This window comes from Enterococcus sp. AAFC-DPL-5182 (assembly GCF_058216605.1).
This window is the reverse complement of the sequence record NZ_CM177101.1, coordinates 73471-90267: the sequence shown is the minus strand read 5'-3', so window position 1 is coordinate 90267 and position 16797 is coordinate 73471. Positions and strand designations below refer to the sequence as shown.

Below are 16797 nucleotides of genomic sequence, written 5' to 3'. Positions count from 1 at the left end.
CTAAGCTTGGACAAAAGCCAAATTTTTGTCCAAGCTTTCTTGCAAATAAACGGAAAAGGCTAGATAATAGCCTTATCTAAAATAATCGAAAACGGCTATCTAGAAGCAGCTCTTTCGGAAATAAGCTAAAAAACACAACAAAGGACGCGTTGATGTTGCGCATTCTCAGAGCTAAACGCTTCTATCTAAGCCTCTAATAAGTGAGGTCAACCATGCGAAAACAATTAAAAGAAGCAAAACGAATCGTCATCAAAGTTGGGACCAGTACCTTGATCTATCCCAACGGCAATATCAATTTAAGCGCCATCGATCAATTGGCGTTTACCTTATCCGATTTGCGTAACCAAGACAAAGAGATCATCTTAGTGTCATCTGGTGCGATCGGTGTTGGCTTAAATAAGTTAAACATGGACAAACGACCCCCGACCATTCCAGAACAGCAGGCAGTGGCAGCAGTGGGACAAGCGGAATTGATGAACATTTACAACCAACGCTTTTTGACTTACAGCCAGCAAATCGCCCAATTATTATTGACTAGAGACGTGATCGAATATCCTGAAAGCCGCCAAAACGTAACGAATACAATTGAACAATTGCTACAAATGGGCATTATTCCCGTCATCAATGAAAATGATACTGTGGCAATCGACGAATTGGATCATCTGACAAAATTCGGCGACAATGACCAATTATCGGCAATCGTAGCCCAACTGATCCAAGCAGATGCTTTGATTATGTTATCTGATATCGATGGTTTCTTTTCTGATAATCCAAATACTAATAAAGACGCAACTCTGTTCTCCGAAATCAATGAAATCAATGACGAGCTTTTACAATTAGCTGGTGGCAAAGGCAGTCGCTTTGGAACTGGTGGCATGTACAGTAAATTAAAAGCAGCAGAACGTGTATTAGAGCATGATGGCGCCATGATTTTAGCAAACGGACAACAACCAAAGATCATATTTGATATTTTAAATGGTGAAATGATTGGTACGTTATTTATTTAACTCAAAAAAGGAGGAACGTTTCATGACTGATTTAATACAACTAGGCAAACAAGCAAAAGAAACAGCTTATCAACTAGGCTTGATGGACACAAAAACAAAAAACGATTTATTACTGCACATGGCGGATGAACTGGAAAAAAGCACTGCTAAAATATTACTAGAAAATCAAAAAGATTTAGATGCAGCCAAGGAAAATGGGATTACAGATGCGATGTTGGATCGTTTGCGTTTAACAGATGAACGAATTAAAGAAATGGCGGACGGTATTCGCCAAGTGGCCACTCTCCCTGATCCAATCGGAGAAGTCGATAAAATGTGGAAAAATGAAGATGGCTTGATGATCGGCAAACAACGTGTGCCCTTAGGCGTGATCGGCATCATCTATGAATCCCGTCCAAATGTGACGACAGATGCAGCAAGTCTTTGTTTTAAAACAGGTAATGCTGTGATTTTACGTGGCGGTAAAGAAGCTTTCCATTCAAATCAAATCCTTGTATCCGTTTTACAACAAGCATTGAAACAAAAAGGGGCTTCTCCTTTGGCAATTCAGTTTGTCGATGACACTTCTCGGGAAACAGCGCAAAAATTGATGAAATTAAATGATTATCTAGACGTTTTGATTCCTCGTGGTGGCGCTAATTTGATCAAAGCAGTCTTAACAACTGCAACTGTTCCAGTGATCGAAACAGGAACTGGTAATTGTCATGTGTATATCGATAAAGACGCTCAATTAGAGATGGCAACAAATATCATCGTCAATGCTAAATGCCAACGTCCTTCTGTTTGTAACTCAGCAGAAACATTATTGATCCATCAAGAAGTAGCAGCAGATTTCCTACCGATTATCGAAAAAGCCCTGAATGAATATAATGTGGAATTACGAGCGGATAAACGAGCACTAGCGCTTTTTGAGCAGTCAATTCCAGCCACTGAAGAAGACTGGGAAACTGAGTTTAACGACTATATTTTAGCTGTTAAAGTGGTTGATTCTTTAGAAGAAGCCATCCAGCATATCAATCGCTATAACACCAAACATTCTGAAAGTATCATTAGTGATAATTATTTTGCTACGCAACAATTTTTACAGCAAGTTGACGCAGCCGCGGTTTACGCTAATGCTTCGACACGTTTTACGGATGGTTTTGTTTTTGGCTTTGGAGCTGAAATCGGGATCAGTACACAAAAATTACATGCACGCGGTCCAATGGGCTTAGCTGAACTGACTTCTACGAAATATATTGTTTATGGAGATGGCCAGTATCGGAAATAACTAAAAAGCGTAAATCTTAAATACTAAGATTTACGCTTTTTTATGATTTCTATTTCTTCAAACATGCAGTACATACCCTTTTGACCGTACTGTTCGAATCGTATCTGATGACCCCACCTCTTGTACAAATTTTTGTCGAATATGGAAAATCAAATTACTGATGCGGTAAAATTTACGATCCTTACTTTCTTCTCCATCCCAAATCACTTGATACATTTCTTCATAAGTGACTGTCTTACCTGCATTTTTAAACAATAAATCCATCGCTTTATATTCAAGATTCGTCAATTGGACTTCTTCATTTTCATTTATAATGACACTTCTATTTCGATGGTTCAACACAAATCCATCACAATTATTTTCTTGAATTGTCTGTTCAGGTTTTGATTTTTTCATTGTTTGTTTACGCTTTAATGCGTTATCTATAATCAGTAGCCACTCTTCTAACTTTAAGTTTTCGGTCTTTACCCCGTCTGCCCCAAGTTTTAAATAAACCATTCGATTCATCTCAATTTGAAAAGTAGACCAAACCCAAATCAGCGAATCCGTTTCATTTTTCATTTGTATCAACTGACCACATATTTCTCCAACTTGCTCCAAGCTATTTTCTAAAAAAACAATTAAGTCACAGAAGGTCTTTTTCTCATTATCTATCTGAAACAATTCCCAGTTATCTGGAATAATCGTTTGTAACTGTTCCCAGTCCGATGTTCCACCTGCAAAATTTACTACACCAATACGATACATGTCGATCCCTCCAATAGAATTTTTGTGATTCATAGCCATATCAATAGGTGTTCATTTGATAAAATGGCCACCAGCGTAATTTTACATTACCGATCATCGCTCGTTCATCGACCAGTCCATAGTAACGGCTATCCGTGGCATAATGACGATTATCGCCGAGCACAAGATACTTTCCCTTTGGAATAATACCATTAGTTGTTCCTATAATATCTATCGAATCAAAGTCCTCAGTAATGACTTCGTTAGCTAATTGGGCTTGCACTAACTTTTTCTGCAAAAAACGCTCAATTACCAATCGATCATCAATATAAAGTTCATCATTGTGATATCTTATCCGTTCTCCAGGCAAACCAACGATCCGACGAATCGAAGTGCCATTTCCGTCTGGCTGGTCAAAATAAATCAATGAAAAACGCTTAGGTTTTCCAATCCGATCAACATACACACGGTCTCCATCATTTAGCGCATCCCGCATACCATATCCTTCATTTTTAGGTAGCGTAAAAATAACTTTAGAAAGAAAAAGCATGAGTAATAACAGAATCAAAAAAGTTAGTCCTAGCTCTTTACTTAATTCTTGAAGATGCTGTTTTTTTCTATTTTTCTTCCTTTTCTTTTTCCTATTTTTCGCTATTCTTTTACTACTCATACAGCTTCACAGCCATTCCCTAAACCCTTTATTTCTTTTGCTTTAAAGCTGTCTCATTCACGTTAAAATACGTAAAAACTTTTTTCTGGCTTGTTTGTATTTTTTTTATATCTGCTAGGTAATTTTCATACGTTGTTTTTTCCTGAAGACTTTCCACCGACTGGTTATTCAAATTTAGACCTAGCTCTTTCATTTGTGAATAATAACGATTTAACAATTGCTGCCCTTCTACTGTCAACCTCGGATCCGCATATCGAATCCCAAATCCAGATAATTTTGCAGCCAATTCTCGGACATTCTTTCTCGCCTTCTCAATATTTGATGTTTCTTGCGTTGATGCTAATTGTTCTGATGTTTTATTTAATAAATAATACCCTTCCACAATTCCGTCCGAGTCACGCTCCCCTAAATTTGTCGCTTGGTGATAACGAGAAAACACAGCTCCGCCTGCTAAAGCAACTCCTAAAAGTAAGAACATCATGCCTAAGCGAATTTGCTTCTTGCCTTTTTTTATCAACATACGTGATTTCTTTTTAAGAATCCTGCGCTTTTTTTTATTTTTTGGTCGAAGTTGTTTTAATTTTAGTCTCTCTTTTTTTGTTAAAAATGAAGAAATTAAAAAAACACTTGCGAAAATAATACAGAGGATAGCCGTTGAAAGTATCCCAATGAATAGCCAATCTAGTATCGACATTTTTCTATCCCCCAGAGATCGACAGTCTTAGCAATGATCTGCTTTAGTTCTGCCTTTTTTTTGGATCACTAAACAACGTCGTTGATTGAACGTTGTAGTACTACATTATCTTTTTTTAATACTTGACTTCTTTTTCTTTCTAGCTTTTTTCTTGTTCTTTTTTCTAAAAAAGCGAACTGCAAAAAATATAATGACCGTGATTCCTAATACACCTAACACAATAAAAATGATTGTAACCCAATTTATACGACTCTCTTGCAGCAGACTGACATCTTCTTGGTTAAATTTATCGGCTTCTTCATCGGTGATTTTAAATTCTTGTTCCCAGTCCCACTTTCCATTGTTTTCAGTCGTGACTAAAATATGCGCACGATAATCGCCTGCAACCATTTTTTCGCCATTCATCAAAATCGGAAAATTGATTTGTGAGTTAGGAGCCATTCTCATTTTATTTTGCTTGGTATCATATAAAACTTCGTCTGAACCCTTTTTCATGATTTGAACATCGACTGTCATATCATCGATGTAGACAGGTTTTGTATTTGAATAATTGATAAAAACTGCATTTCGATAATTCTGCTGTTCAGCGAATACTGTATTAAGTTTAAGTTCTGGTTTTATTGCCGTATCAGTTTCCGTTAAAATCATGCCGACTAAATAGCCATATTCATTTTTGATCATGGCTTCTTGGCTTTCAGTTTGCCCTTTTTGAATCATATAAATTCCGCCAGAAATAACCCCATCGTATTGGGAATCTGGCATTTTTATGTTTATTTGATAATCAATACTTTGGTTTGCTGGAATTTTAACTGTTTTTTCGCCCTTTACTAGATTGGCAAAATCATATTTTAATGATTTATCTTTTTCTAGCTTTGAAGGGCCGTATTCTATGACACCATTTGTATTGGTTTTAGCGCTATTTAGTGCAACTTCTACGGTGATTTCTTCGGAGGAGCTATTATTCATTTTGATCGTGACCGTTTGCTCCTGACCTGGTGTCATTCGTAAGTCAAAATAGCCGACTTCTTTATTATGTTGATTTTCAGGCTGAATGACTTTGTACGTGAAACCACTGCCGTCATCTTCTGCAGCTAATCCTGTTGTGGATAGAAAGATACTGTTCATCCCTATGTATAGAATAATTGCTAGCCACGTTAAGAAAATTTTTTTCATGCCATACTGCCTTTCTTTTATATGAGAACAAGAACGCCACTAATGACGGACTTGTTCTCATTCTTGATTTTATTTTTATGTCTTGCTTAGATTATCTTGCGTCAGCGATCGTCCAAGTAATTGTTGAAGAATAGCCGCTGCTTGTTGACAATTTATTGCCTGCTGAAGGAACCCATAATTTTACAGAATCCGCTTCAGTACTATCAGCCTTATCTCCAAATTGTAGGATAAATTGACCGAATCCTTTGTCTGCTGCATCTTGTGTTACAAAAGTTGTTGGTGTTGTGCCATCTGTTTCAACAACTTGCGTTGCAGGAACGCCAGCCGCGTTCACTTGATTTTGATCTGCTGCATTGATCAGTTTCACATTACCAAATTTTAATTGCGCTGATTTTAATTCTTGTTTTTCTGTATTGGTAAATTTTGTCGCTTTTGCTGTTAATGTATGTTTGTTTGGTTGGTTATCTGCACGTGTATCTTTGAATTGTACAAAGTTTGGACTAATTACTTTTGTACCATCTTTATAGACAACTTCAGCAGCTTTCGCTGTATATTCCCACCCATTACCAGAAGCTGGTGTTACTTTATTGTCGCCAAAATTCAAATCAGTAAGCGCAATAACTTTTAACGGTCCTTTAGCTGGATTGACTGGTGGTTCTGTGATTGGATTTTCAGGATCGACCGGTTTTGTTGGGTCTGTTGGATCAACTGGCTTGTCTTCTCCGTCATCTTCACTAAAGTTGATTGTTCCTTTTCCGCTCCAATTTAATGGATCTTCTGTTGCCTGTACAGCATTTGGTAATGCAACTGCTGCTCCTAATACTGCTAATAGTGTTGCTGCGCATAATTTGTGTGTTAATTTCATGTGTGTTTCCTCCTAGAATTTGGTTGATTTATGGTAGCTCGGATAAAATCCAAGTTAACACCGTTTGGTAGTTGCCTGGTTCTTTTGCTGCTTTACCAGGTACAAATAAAGAAATCGCTTGGTTTTCATAGATTGGTTGATTATTGAACGTTGGATCTGTGATTGGATTGTTTTTTTCATCCAATTTTGGCTTTAGTGTATCTGCTCGTTTTTTATCATTGTTCACAGATGCGCCAAAGATGATCGACCATGTTCCCTCACCCATATTTGGTTTGGCTTCAGCTAAGTTATAGACTTCTCCTATATTCAACAGTCGAATGACTTCTTTAGAAACTGTTGGAGCTGTTTTAGGATCATTCATTGAATTTGCCCATGATTGGTCAAACGACAAAACAGCTCCCTTTAACTCTTTGCTTTTCGCCGAGTGATTTTGAAACTGAGTCTCTTGCTTTAGCTGTAATGTCCAGCCTGGACTGTCGTTTCTAAAATCAGATACTTGAATAAAATTCCCTCTCGCTCCCGTGTCGTCTTTAAATAACTGTGCATTTCCATAATACGTTTGATCTTGATCAGAAATCGCTGCTTCCCAAAAATTGATTTGAGGAACAAAATCAAATCGTAATAGACGATCTGTATTAGGGCTTTCTCCAGGATCAGCTGGCTTTTCTGGATGTTCAGGGTCCATCACTTGTAATGGATGTTTTCCATTAAATTCAATCGTTCCCTCACCTGAATAATCCGTTGCATCTGCTTTGACAGATACTGGACTTGCAAATAGAGCCAGTAACAGTAGAAAGCCGCTGAATCGTTTTCTCTTCATCTCAATCACGCTCCCCTTTCAGTGTTCTTCTCTTCTTCCAAAAGAAAAGAAACAGTGCTAGTAGACTTAGCGTAACTCCCGTGAAAAGTAAACTGATTTTTATTAAATCTCCTGTATTTGGCAATCGCCCCGTCGCTTTTTTCTCTTTGTTTGATGGTTCATTATGCGTGGAATCACTTGTCTGCGGTGTTGAAGGATCCGTTTTTTGAAAAACAATCCCAGCATTTGTTTGTACCTGCCCACCTTCTTCAGCTGCCCAGCCCTCGTTGATTGTACCGAAAGACACGGCTAGAAAAATCAAAGGAGTTAGAATAAAACGAATAATTCGATGCTTTTTCATGACAGTCTTCCCTCCATTAATAGGCTTCTTCTATTTGCCAAGTCAGTGTCGTTTCATATTTTCCTACTTGTTTAACAGAACCGACTGGAACATTCAAACGTAGTCCTTGTTTTTCAGGTCCCCAAGTTTCTTCACTAATATCATATTTTCCAGTGGTCTGGTGTTTTGAACGAAAGACTTCTTGAGCATCGGTAGAAATTACTTTCTCCCCCGTCGTTGTCTGGTAGCTTAGGGCGTTTGGTAGTCGATGTGACGGGTCCCCTGGAATACTAAAATCTTGTGACTGTTTCAACGTGATTTTCCATGTGCCCAATGTTGAGCGATTGTCCCAAATAACTAAATGTTGATCATAATTTGGGTCGTTGAATTTTTTATTTTTCCCACTCACTTTTTGGTCACCGAAATCAATCGCATTCGGTGCGGATTCAATAAACAAGGTTCCTTTAAATGTATATTTACGAGTCACGCCTTCTGGAACGATCAAGAGATCTTTTTCATCTAATGGTGGCGTGTCTAATACATAGTTCAATGCTTTGACTGCTTTAAGTTTTTCGATGACTTGAGCATTTTGACTTAGATCGATCCGCTCCGAAATCGTTGCTTCAAAGGATAAATCATCCACGATCGGTTGGTTATTTTCATCCACAAAGGCGATTTTTACCGTAGCAAAGCTTTGGATAATCGTAACCTTAATCTTTTTATCTACTTTGGTACTCCCGCTACCATAAGAGGCAGTTACTTCATAAATCCCTGCACCTGCAAGTTCAGGTGGTTTCGGTAACGTCCCTATCGACAAGTTCAATTGACTTTTATCGATTAAATCAGCGGATAGTTCGTTATACTGCCATAGTTTTAACTCTGCTTTTTCCCGAATTAGTCCCAGCAGGTCTTCCTCTGTTTTAGGATAGTCTTTTGCAGCAACGTCGAAGTCCTTACCAAATATAATGTATTGACTACTTTTGGCTACTTCTTGATTTTGAACAAAAATCGGGATCTTCACATCACGCGCATTGCCTTTTTCATCAGTAAGAGTAACTTGAAAACTGCTAGGGCCAACTGTCTTAACAACACTTTCAATATCCTGTCCCGCTTTTAACGTGATTTTTATTTTATCTTTGGGTGAAAAATCATCTTCATAGTGCAATAGAAAAGTACTATAGTCAGAAGCGTCTGATATTGCTTTGGAATCTCCTGCATCAATAAACGTTAATTTACCGAATCCAATTGGAGCCTCAAAATCGTACGTTATATCATATGAAGCATCTTTCCCTGAGATAATATTTTTAGCAACCGCTTGTGCCGTTAGCGTCAACTTTGTATCATTGGTCACTTTAGTATCTTTCACTTTAAACTGAATATCGACGAACGGATTCGTTGCTGATAAATCTTTGGATAACGGAATTGCTAGCTCATTATTGATATACGTCGGAGTTGCAGGAACACCATTTAAAAGAAGTGTGCCTTGTTGGTATACTTGATTTGGCGACAAAGCAAACTTGAATGTTGGTTGAATCATGTTTTGTTTACCGCCTGTATATAGCCCTGAATAATGAACGGTCACCTCAGAATTTTGTGTGATACTTTGAATTTTTTGTCCTTCAGTATTCATAAACTCAACATTTTCGGTGTAATTTACCAATCCAGGTACTGATTTAAATGCAACCACAGCTTTTTCAGACAAAGCACCCGTTGAACCAGTAAATCCCCAATAAACGCTATCTGTGCCAAACGTATCTCTGGAAATAGGTACTGAAACTGAAGCTAAATCACCAAATGTATACGTTAAATTCCCAACATTACTTGCATTCCAAGCAGTCCATTGAATCTTTAACAAACGCCACTGCCCGTCTCCAAGCTTAAATGTCGGATATTGCAGGCCTGAGTGATTAATTCCAGTAATTGAAGTAGACGGACTTGTGTATTTATAAGAAGAAAGTTTGTCTGGAAAAGAATAAGCAATATGCCCTTTATCTGTGTTTTTATTTAAGCCAGAGTCATAACTATCACCGTTGAAATACGTATCAAATTCGATCGCAAAACTATTTTTTAATTGCTTGCCTCCGACTTTGTTAGGTGAACCATAAACAACTTTATCACCATAAATCGACAATCCAGATCCGACTAATCCAGAAAAATTAGCAATTTTATCAGGATCATTATGCATCACATAAGCAATACCGTCCGCATCGCCATCAATGTATATATACATTTCAGAGTAAAAGTCTTTTGATAGATCCATTTTATTTTGCTCTGTAGAAAAAATACTCCCAATTTGACTCACTTTTTTATCCGTGATTACGACATTATTTCCTTCAACATAGCTGTTCGCTCCTTTGGGTGTCACAAAAATCTGGTCCAAGGGAACACTTTGAGGGGCATCAACATAACCTAATGCCTCGGCTTTTAAAGGAATGCACACTAGAGTAAAAACTATCGCTGTAAAAATAATTTTTTTTACTTTGTTTAACATCTTCTATTTTCACCTCCTTTCAACTGAGGTGCTTTTCGTTTTAAGCATGACAAATAAACCTGCCTTAATCAGAATAATTGACTTCATTGGGGGTCTTTGATTTAATGAACAAAAGATTCTTCTTTTTAAATGAAACGAGAAATAAGACGGATTTCTCTCTATTTTTAAGGATTCTTATCTCTACTTGACGATGAATTTGACGGCGGTAAAAAATAAACTTTTCTCTAGGTCCATCGTATTTTAGTCATTGGTTTTGAACATTAAAATAACACTCGTTATTTAATAAGCATGGATTTCTCTACTATAAAATAAGAAAAAACGAAATTTTTCCTATTTTTATAAACAAGCTAGCTTATCAATAGCCGCTCTCTGCTCTTCGAAAAACGAATTTGTATACGTATCTAACGTTAATTTTATTGATGAGTGCCCCAACAATGAGCTGATAGCTGCAATATTTACCCCTAATTCCACACAGCGCGTTGCAAAAGTGTGGCGTAACGCATGGAAAGGGACATTGAATAATCCTAACTTCTTTTTAATCTGCTCAAATCGATAACTAACTGTTCTAGGCTCAATCGAACGAGAGCCACTTGTCACAACAAAGTCAGAAGTTGCCCGCTCTTTACACTTCAATAACGCATTTTTCACTTTTAGAGAAAGAGGGATCAATCGATTAGCATTTGCCGTCTTTGGTGCAGTTTCAACGATTTTAGTTCGTTGATTTGATGTTTTTGGCATAGCAATCCGCTGTTTTGTTCTACGAACACGTAAAACTGCTTCCTCAAAATCGATGTCTTCCCATTTCAACGCACAAATTTCTCCAATACGCATTCCTGTTTCCAACGCTAATAAAACAGGCAATCCTTTGTCTGTTTTTAAACTTTCTATTTCTACTGCTTTTTGTTGGTTACGTGTCAAAGCTTGAATTTTTTGCTTGGTGATTTTAGGCAACATCGTCCGTTCACAAGGATTCAAATAAATGTATCCTCGTTCTCTAGCTGCTTCAAAACAGCTTTTAACAATTCGAAAAACAATCTGAATGGAACTTGCTGATAGTGATTTAGAGAGTCCTTTAACTACTTGATCCATATCAGATGCTGTGATTTTTTTCAAACTCCGCTGGCCTAGAAATGGAAAAATATGTATTTGAAGATTGTTGCTATAACTAGCATATGTACTCTCTTTCAATTTCATTGCCATGATATCGTTCAACCAAATGTTAGCCCAATCACCAAAAGTACCTTGAAACTCTTTTGCTGATTTCAAATAAAACAACGCTGTTTGTGCTTTTCGTTCAATTAGTTGCTCTTTTACAGAACGATAGGAACGTGCATAGATATAACCATAATGAATCGTTCCATCTGCTTTACGACTTTTAGGATAACGACCTTCCCAACGTCCATCTTTTCTTTTATAAATATTTTCGCCCTTAGCCAAAATAATCAAATCCTTTCTCCCAAATTTGACGGCGGGATTGACGGCGGTAAAAAATAACCCATCTTCCCTTGATAAATCACCTTATTTTCATTTTTTTTAATAAACTCTCAAAAAATTGAAAAAACAAAACATTATTTTCTATCAATAACCTATTGATTTATTTCAAATAAACCAATACAATACACTTATGATTAAAGATATTTTTCTCAAATAAAACTATTTCTCGTTTCATTTAAAAAGCAGAAATAGTTTATTTTTTTCTATAAAAAACTCCTTTATACTGATTTCTCCCGATAGATATATCACTATAAAAAGAAGATTAATTATACTTTTTCGAGATTTTATTTTCAGAAAAACAATTAAAATAAATCTATAACAATGATTATATAACAAAAAAATAATGATTAAAGTTTTAATTTTAAAAATTATTTACTCCTAAAATTTATGGTGCTATGATTTAATGTCTCAATAAATACTAATACTAGGGTAAAAGATAATAGACATAAAACACATTATACGATAGCCTATAGATTAACTATACGAATGATAGGAGGAACCTCATGAAACGTGATGGTCATACCCACACAGAATTTTGTCCACATGGAAAGGTTGAGGATACAGAATTACTGATTCAGCGTGCAATCAGCCTAGGCTTTAAAGAATATAGCATCACAGAACATGCACCTTTACCTACAGGCATAGAAAAAACGGTAGCTGGAGATCCCAATGTGTGGACAACTGCTTCAATGGCGCTAAATGATGTGGATAACTATTTCAAAAGGATGAATGAATTGCGGAAAAAGTATGCTTCTGACATTATTATTCACATTGGATTTGAATTGGATTATTTTTCAGCATTTGAAGGTTGGACTCGTGATTTTTTAGCTGAATACGGACCACAAACAGACGATGGAATTTTATCTGTTCACTTTCTTGAAGGGAAAGATGGATTACGTGGAATCGACTACTCTTTTGAGGAATATAAGAGTGGCATTGTTGACTATTTAGGTAGCTTTGAAAAAGCTCAAAAACGTTACTACCAAAAGCTTTTAGCTTCTTTAGAAGCAGACCTTGGTCCTTTTAAACCTACACGTTTAGGTCATATTTCTTTGTGTCAAAAATTCGAACGTTCCTTTGACGAATCTACTGATTACTCTTTTGAAAATCAAGAACTTGTCCACACCCTTTTAACTCGTGTGCAACAGGAAAAATACAGCTTAGATTTAAACACTGCTGGATTTTATAAACAGGGTTATCAACAGAGTTATCCACAGGTGTGGATAACTGAAAAAGCTGCTGCATTAGGGATTCCTTTTATTTATGGATCCGATACTCATGCATTAGCTGAGGTTGGACAAGGGTATGAGAAAATTAAACAATGGCTTTAAAAAAATACTAAGATTCGCAGCGATATTGCTCACGAATCTTAGTATTTTTTTAATTCAATTCTTCATATTGCGGTGTTTTCACTAACTCATAGGTCTTGATCCAATCACCATTTCCAGCAACTTCATCAAAGTGAATGGTTTGGATCGTAAAATTATCATACATCTTCACGTACAGTTGCTTTTTACTTAAGTCATAGACAGAAGTATATTGGGTATACTGACGGTCTTGTTCTTTTGGCGCCTCCAGTTTGACGACTCCTTTGACGATATCAGATGTGGATAAAAGGTGAAAAGCTTTATTGATGCTTTCTTTTTCCACAACTGGATCACTAAATTTCAACAAATAGGCTGCTCGGACAAAACGCGAAGTGGCTGTGTAATCTCCAGGAATACCATGCATACCAGAACCTTTGCCTGCTGACAAAACTTTATGATCGTGGAATAGTACATCTTTTGTATTTGCATCAGATAATCCTGTATAGTTTTCCAAATTGGTCATATGCCAATCAAATTTAGGACTATTCGTCATCACACCGATTGGATTTTCATATACAGCAAAGTCCAGCTTTATTGAAGGCTCAACCACAATCGTACGACCAGCAGCATCTGTAAACATAAAGTGCTGTGGCAACCCGGGAGCTTTGCCATTCATTGAAAGATCAGCAATCGCCACTGTGGAAATCTTTTCTTCTACTTCCTTTGTATCCTTACAATTTGCTAATACCCAAAAAACAAATTGCTCTGCTATCAGCGGTAATTTTCCAGCATTTTTGATTTCTTCAATAGTTGAATATCGATTAAACTCCGCAAAATATTGCGTAATTCCTCCAAGTCCCCATTCATTAACGCCGTCGACCACACTTTGAGCAGCTTTTTCTTCGCTTTCCTTGATGCCCATCCCTAATACTGAATAAAGCGTCCGCCATTTCTCAATACTTTCTGTAATTTCAAATTTTTTAGGTATTTGTACGCCAACATAATCAAAATCAATATTGTATTCCTGCGTTCTTCCTAAATAATGACTTCCTTCTATTGATTTCAAACTAATACCTGTACACATATCGATCCCTCACCTTCTATAATGATCATTTTATACCACTCATTATACACACGTTATTATAAAAACAACCAATTAAATTATTTTTCCAATTTATCCATTTAGAAACCTTTCGATTTTCTTTAATTTTTTCTTTCTGACAATCAATTTTTCAATGGATATGCTAAACTATATATATCCTATTTATTACGTTGTGAGGTTGATTATGAAGAAAAAAATACAGGCGTTTACTAAAGAAAACTGGCCTTATATGACCGCCAGCTTTTTCATTCCTTTTTTTATGATGGTCATTATTTATTTAAGTATCGGCATTTATCCTGGTAGCAGCCGTAGTGTGATGGCGAGTGACTCCTTTTCGCAATTTTCCAACTTTCATGCTAGTTTCAATAATGTGCTGCACGGTAAACAAAGTATTTTTTATACTTGGAATGCGTCACTAGGATTAAATTATCTTTCATTGATTTCCTATTATCTTGGTGGACTTTTTACGCCACTGGTCATTTTCTTTAAAAACCAAAATATTCCTGATGCTCTGTATTTGATTACCTTGCTGAAAATTGGTTCTGCTGGTTTAGCTTTTTGGGTATTTGCTAGAAATACCTACAAGATACCAAAATGGGGCCATGTCATGCTTAGTGTTCCATATGCTTTGATGTCGTTTGCTACAGCTCATTCAGAAATCATTATGTGGTTAGACGCGTTTACTTACCTGCCGTTGGTTATTCTAGGGATTCATCGTCTGATGGATGAACGAAAACCAACACTCTTATTTGTAAGCTATCTGCTGTTATTTATCTCGAATTTTTACATGGGCTTTATGATCGGTGTCTTCTCTTTCCTATACTTTATCGCCCGAATGTTGACGAACTGGAAAGTGTATAAAAAACGAATTCTGCCCTATGGGATCACCTCTCTTTTAGCAGGTGGCGCTTCGATGATTTTAGTATTACCTGCGGTCCTTGATCTAAGAGCAAATGGTGAAACCTTGTCTCAAGTGACTCAATTTAAAACAGAAGCCACAGCCTTTTTGGATATCGTCATGAAAAATATGGTTGGTGTTTATGACACGACCAAATACGGCTCGATCCCCTTTATCTATGTAGGGTTACTTCCTTTGATTTTCTGTGTCTTTTACTTTGTCACAAAAGAAATTCCTCGGAAAAACAAACTGTTATTCGGCAGTCTCTTTATCATTTTGATCGCTAGTTTTTATATCACACCATTAAATTTATTTTGGCACGGTATGCATGCACCAAATATGTTCTTGTTCCGTTATAGTTTCCTTTTTTCTTTCTTAGTGGTAATGCTGGCGGGATATGGGTTTGAGAAATTCAAAACCGATGATTTAGGTCTCTTAGCAGGTTCCACGATCATGCTGATTGCGATTTTTGCTTTAGCGGAAGGAGCGAAAAGTGCTACAAGTTATGACTATATCCCTATTTCAGCCTTTGTTATCACTGCTTTATTTTTACTGCTATACCTTGCTGGAATCGTTTTTTATCAATTGAAGAAAATACCGATGCATTATTTGATCATCTTACTGTTATTACTTGTTTCAACGGAAGCCTTTATCAATACAAATTCGATGTTAAAAGGGATTTTAGAGGATTGGAATTACGCTTCTCGCAGTCTCTACTCAGAACCATATCCATCCATTAAAAAACTAGTGGATAAAACGAAAAAGGAAAATGATGAATTTTACCGTTTGGAGAACTTAAATCCTGTTTCTTCTAATGATAGTATCAATTATGGTTATAGCGGTGTCAGCTTGTTTTCTTCTATCAGAAATCGTCATTCCTCTTCTTATTTAAATGACTTAGGTTTCCGCTCTAGAGGAACTGGTTTGAACATTCGCTATCCAAATAATACCTTGTTAATGGACTCTCTTGTTGGCATCAAATACAATATTTCAGAAAGTGATCCATTAAAATTCGGCTTTTTCCCAATCGATAAAGCAGGTAAATTTTCACTATACGAAAATAGCAATGCCTTGCCTTTGGGCTTTTTAGCTGATAATGATATTTATAACGTCAAACAACCAACTAATGATAATTTAAGCAGTCAAACTGAATTATTCAATGCATTAGCTGGTCAAAAAGAAGATTATTTCAAATTTTATCAACCAACACTGATTGATAAAAAGAATGTCAAAATCGAACAAAATGCTGGTTCTGTGACATATAAGGAACTGCAAAATAATGTCGCTAAAGACCTGACTTGGACAGTAGATGTACCTGCAAACACGCAAGCGTATCTTAGTTTGTTCCCAACCGATTTTGGACAATTAGAAAGTTCAACTGCCACAATGTCTGTAAATGGGACTAGTCAAAAATCTCAAATCAATATTACTGGTCAATATTACAATATCGGCTATTATGATAAACCGACTAGCGTTACGTTTACAGTTAGTTTCTATGGAACAACGGCGGTCAGCTTTATGGAGCCAAAAGTAGTTGGAATGAATACAAAAGCCTTTGAAAGTTCCGTTCAGGCAATTCAAGCTAAAGGTGCTGATTTAACAGCTAAAGGACGTAAAGCAGTCGGAACCGTGACTGCTGACAAAGATCAAGTCCTCTTGACAACCATTCCTTATGACAAAGGATGGAAAGCCTATGTAGACGGGAAAAAAGTACCAGTTCAATCATTTAAGAAAGCATTTGTCAGCATTCCTGTAACACAAGGTGAACATACGATTGAATTTGTTTATTTACCTGAAGGATTTGTTCCCGGTGTAATTTTGTTTTTTGTTTGTATTGGCGGATTTGTTGTTTATGTACGATTCACGAATAAACCAAAACTGGCATTAGTAAAACCTGCTAAACGTAAACGTAGAAAACGTTAAATCGATCTTATACGAAACTAGCTTTCCCTTGATAGCTC

General features: G+C 36.6%; 14 protein-coding genes. 4 read left to right on the top strand and 10 right to left on the bottom strand.

All coding sequences use genetic code 11. From position 1 onward, the window contains the following. Positions 1–212 precede the first annotated feature (212 nt). Both proB and AC4BB7_RS00415 read left to right on the top strand, forming a co-directional pair. On the top strand, positions 213–1007 hold the full coding sequence (gene proB, locus AC4BB7_RS00420; RefSeq protein ID WP_010770345.1) for a glutamate 5-kinase: 795 nt from the start codon (positions 213–215) through the stop codon (positions 1005–1007). Positions 1008–1029: 22 nt separating this feature from the next. Continuing rightward, entirely contained in the window at positions 1030–2277 is a 1248-nt protein-coding gene (locus AC4BB7_RS00415; RefSeq protein WP_490484019.1) for a glutamate-5-semialdehyde dehydrogenase, read from the top strand. A 57-nt stretch (positions 2278–2334) separates the two neighbouring features. On the opposite strand, the gene AC4BB7_RS00410 is transcribed toward AC4BB7_RS00415, so the two are convergent. From AC4BB7_RS00410 to AC4BB7_RS00370, 9 genes are all read right to left on the bottom strand, one after another. Further along, the gene (locus AC4BB7_RS00410; protein WP_170923033.1) at positions 2335–3024 is read right to left on the bottom strand and encodes a winged helix-turn-helix domain-containing protein; all 690 of its coding nucleotides are present in this window, start codon (positions 3022–3024) and stop codon (positions 2335–2337) included. Positions 3025–3064: 40 nt separating this feature from the next. Continuing rightward, positions 3065–3673 (bottom strand): signal peptidase I, encoded by a 609-nt coding sequence (gene lepB / locus AC4BB7_RS00405; protein ID WP_490484018.1) that lies wholly within the window; start codon positions 3671–3673, stop codon positions 3065–3067. A 28-nt stretch (positions 3674–3701) separates the two neighbouring features. Then, a complete protein-coding gene (locus AC4BB7_RS00400) occupies positions 3702–4193 on the bottom strand; it encodes a hypothetical protein (protein WP_490484017.1) in 492 nt (163 codons plus the stop codon). Positions 4194–4472: 279 nt separating this feature from the next. Further along, positions 4473–5540, bottom strand: a complete 1068-nt coding sequence (locus tag AC4BB7_RS00395; protein ID WP_490484016.1) for a WxLIP family cell surface protein — start codon at positions 5538–5540, stop codon at positions 4473–4475. Positions 5541–5631: 91 nt separating this feature from the next. Beyond that, positions 5632–6405, bottom strand: a complete 774-nt coding sequence (locus AC4BB7_RS00390; protein WP_490484015.1) for a WxL domain-containing protein — start codon at positions 6403–6405, stop codon at positions 5632–5634. Positions 6406–6433: 28 nt separating this feature from the next. Continuing rightward, entirely contained in the window at positions 6434–7225 is a 792-nt protein-coding gene (locus AC4BB7_RS00385) for a WxL domain-containing protein (protein ID WP_490484014.1), read from the bottom strand. A 1-nt stretch (position 7226) separates the two neighbouring features. Further along, on the bottom strand, positions 7227–7565 hold the full coding sequence (locus AC4BB7_RS00380; protein WP_490484013.1) for an EF2685/EF0750 family sortase-dependent surface protein: 339 nt from the start codon (positions 7563–7565) through the stop codon (positions 7227–7229). Between the two features lie 16 nt (positions 7566–7581). Further along, complete coding sequence (locus tag AC4BB7_RS00375) at positions 7582–10035, bottom strand: lectin-like domain-containing protein (protein ID WP_490484012.1); 2454 nt, start codon at positions 10033–10035, stop codon at positions 7582–7584. A 336-nt stretch (positions 10036–10371) separates the two neighbouring features. Next, entirely contained in the window at positions 10372–11481 is a 1110-nt protein-coding gene (locus AC4BB7_RS00370; protein WP_249921872.1) for a tyrosine-type recombinase/integrase, read from the bottom strand. Between the two features lie 551 nt (positions 11482–12032). On the opposite strand from AC4BB7_RS00370, the gene hisJ reads away from it, so the two are divergent. Then, positions 12033–12860, top strand: coding sequence for a histidinol-phosphatase HisJ (hisJ, locus tag AC4BB7_RS00365; RefSeq protein WP_490484011.1), 828 nt, complete (start codon positions 12033–12035; stop codon positions 12858–12860). 49 nt (positions 12861–12909) lie between these two features. On the opposite strand, the gene AC4BB7_RS00360 is transcribed toward hisJ, so the two are convergent. Then, entirely contained in the window at positions 12910–13920 is a 1011-nt protein-coding gene (locus AC4BB7_RS00360) for a choloylglycine hydrolase family protein (RefSeq protein ID WP_490484010.1), read from the bottom strand. 202 nt (positions 13921–14122) lie between these two features. On the opposite strand from AC4BB7_RS00360, the gene AC4BB7_RS00355 reads away from it, so the two are divergent. Then, positions 14123–16759: a YfhO family protein gene (locus AC4BB7_RS00355; RefSeq protein WP_490484009.1), complete on the top strand. Its 2637-nt coding sequence runs from the start codon at positions 14123–14125 to the stop codon at positions 16757–16759. Positions 16760–16797: the final 38 nt, after the last annotated feature.

Coding starts and splice junctions, on each gene's coding strand:
- proB (WP_010770345.1), top strand. CDS start 213: ATGCGAAAACAATTAAAAGAAGCAAAACGAATCGTCATCAAAGTTGGG.
- AC4BB7_RS00415 (WP_490484019.1), top strand. CDS start 1,030: ATGACTGATTTAATACAACTAGGCAAACAAGCAAAAGAAACAGCTTAT.
- AC4BB7_RS00410 (WP_170923033.1), bottom strand. CDS start 3,024: ATGTATCGTATTGGTGTAGTAAATTTTGCAGGTGGAACATCGGACTGG.
- lepB (WP_490484018.1), bottom strand. CDS start 3,673: ATGAGTAGTAAAAGAATAGCGAAAAATAGGAAAAAGAAAAGGAAGAAA.
- AC4BB7_RS00400 (WP_490484017.1), bottom strand. CDS start 4,193: ATGTTGATAAAAAAAGGCAAGAAGCAAATTCGCTTAGGCATGATGTTC.
- AC4BB7_RS00395 (WP_490484016.1), bottom strand. CDS start 5,540: ATGAAAAAAATTTTCTTAACGTGGCTAGCAATTATTCTATACATAGGG.
- AC4BB7_RS00390 (WP_490484015.1), bottom strand. CDS start 6,405: ATGAAATTAACACACAAATTATGCGCAGCAACACTATTAGCAGTATTA.
- AC4BB7_RS00385 (WP_490484014.1), bottom strand. CDS start 7,225: ATGAAGAGAAAACGATTCAGCGGCTTTCTACTGTTACTGGCTCTATTT.
- AC4BB7_RS00380 (WP_490484013.1), bottom strand. CDS start 7,565: ATGAAAAAGCATCGAATTATTCGTTTTATTCTAACTCCTTTGATTTTT.
- AC4BB7_RS00375 (WP_490484012.1), bottom strand. CDS start 10,035: ATGTTAAACAAAGTAAAAAAAATTATTTTTACAGCGATAGTTTTTACT.
- hisJ (WP_490484011.1), top strand. CDS start 12,033: ATGAAACGTGATGGTCATACCCACACAGAATTTTGTCCACATGGAAAG.
- AC4BB7_RS00360 (WP_490484010.1), bottom strand. CDS start 13,920: ATGTGTACAGGTATTAGTTTGAAATCAATAGAAGGAAGTCATTATTTA.
- AC4BB7_RS00355 (WP_490484009.1), top strand. CDS start 14,123: ATGAAGAAAAAAATACAGGCGTTTACTAAAGAAAACTGGCCTTATATG.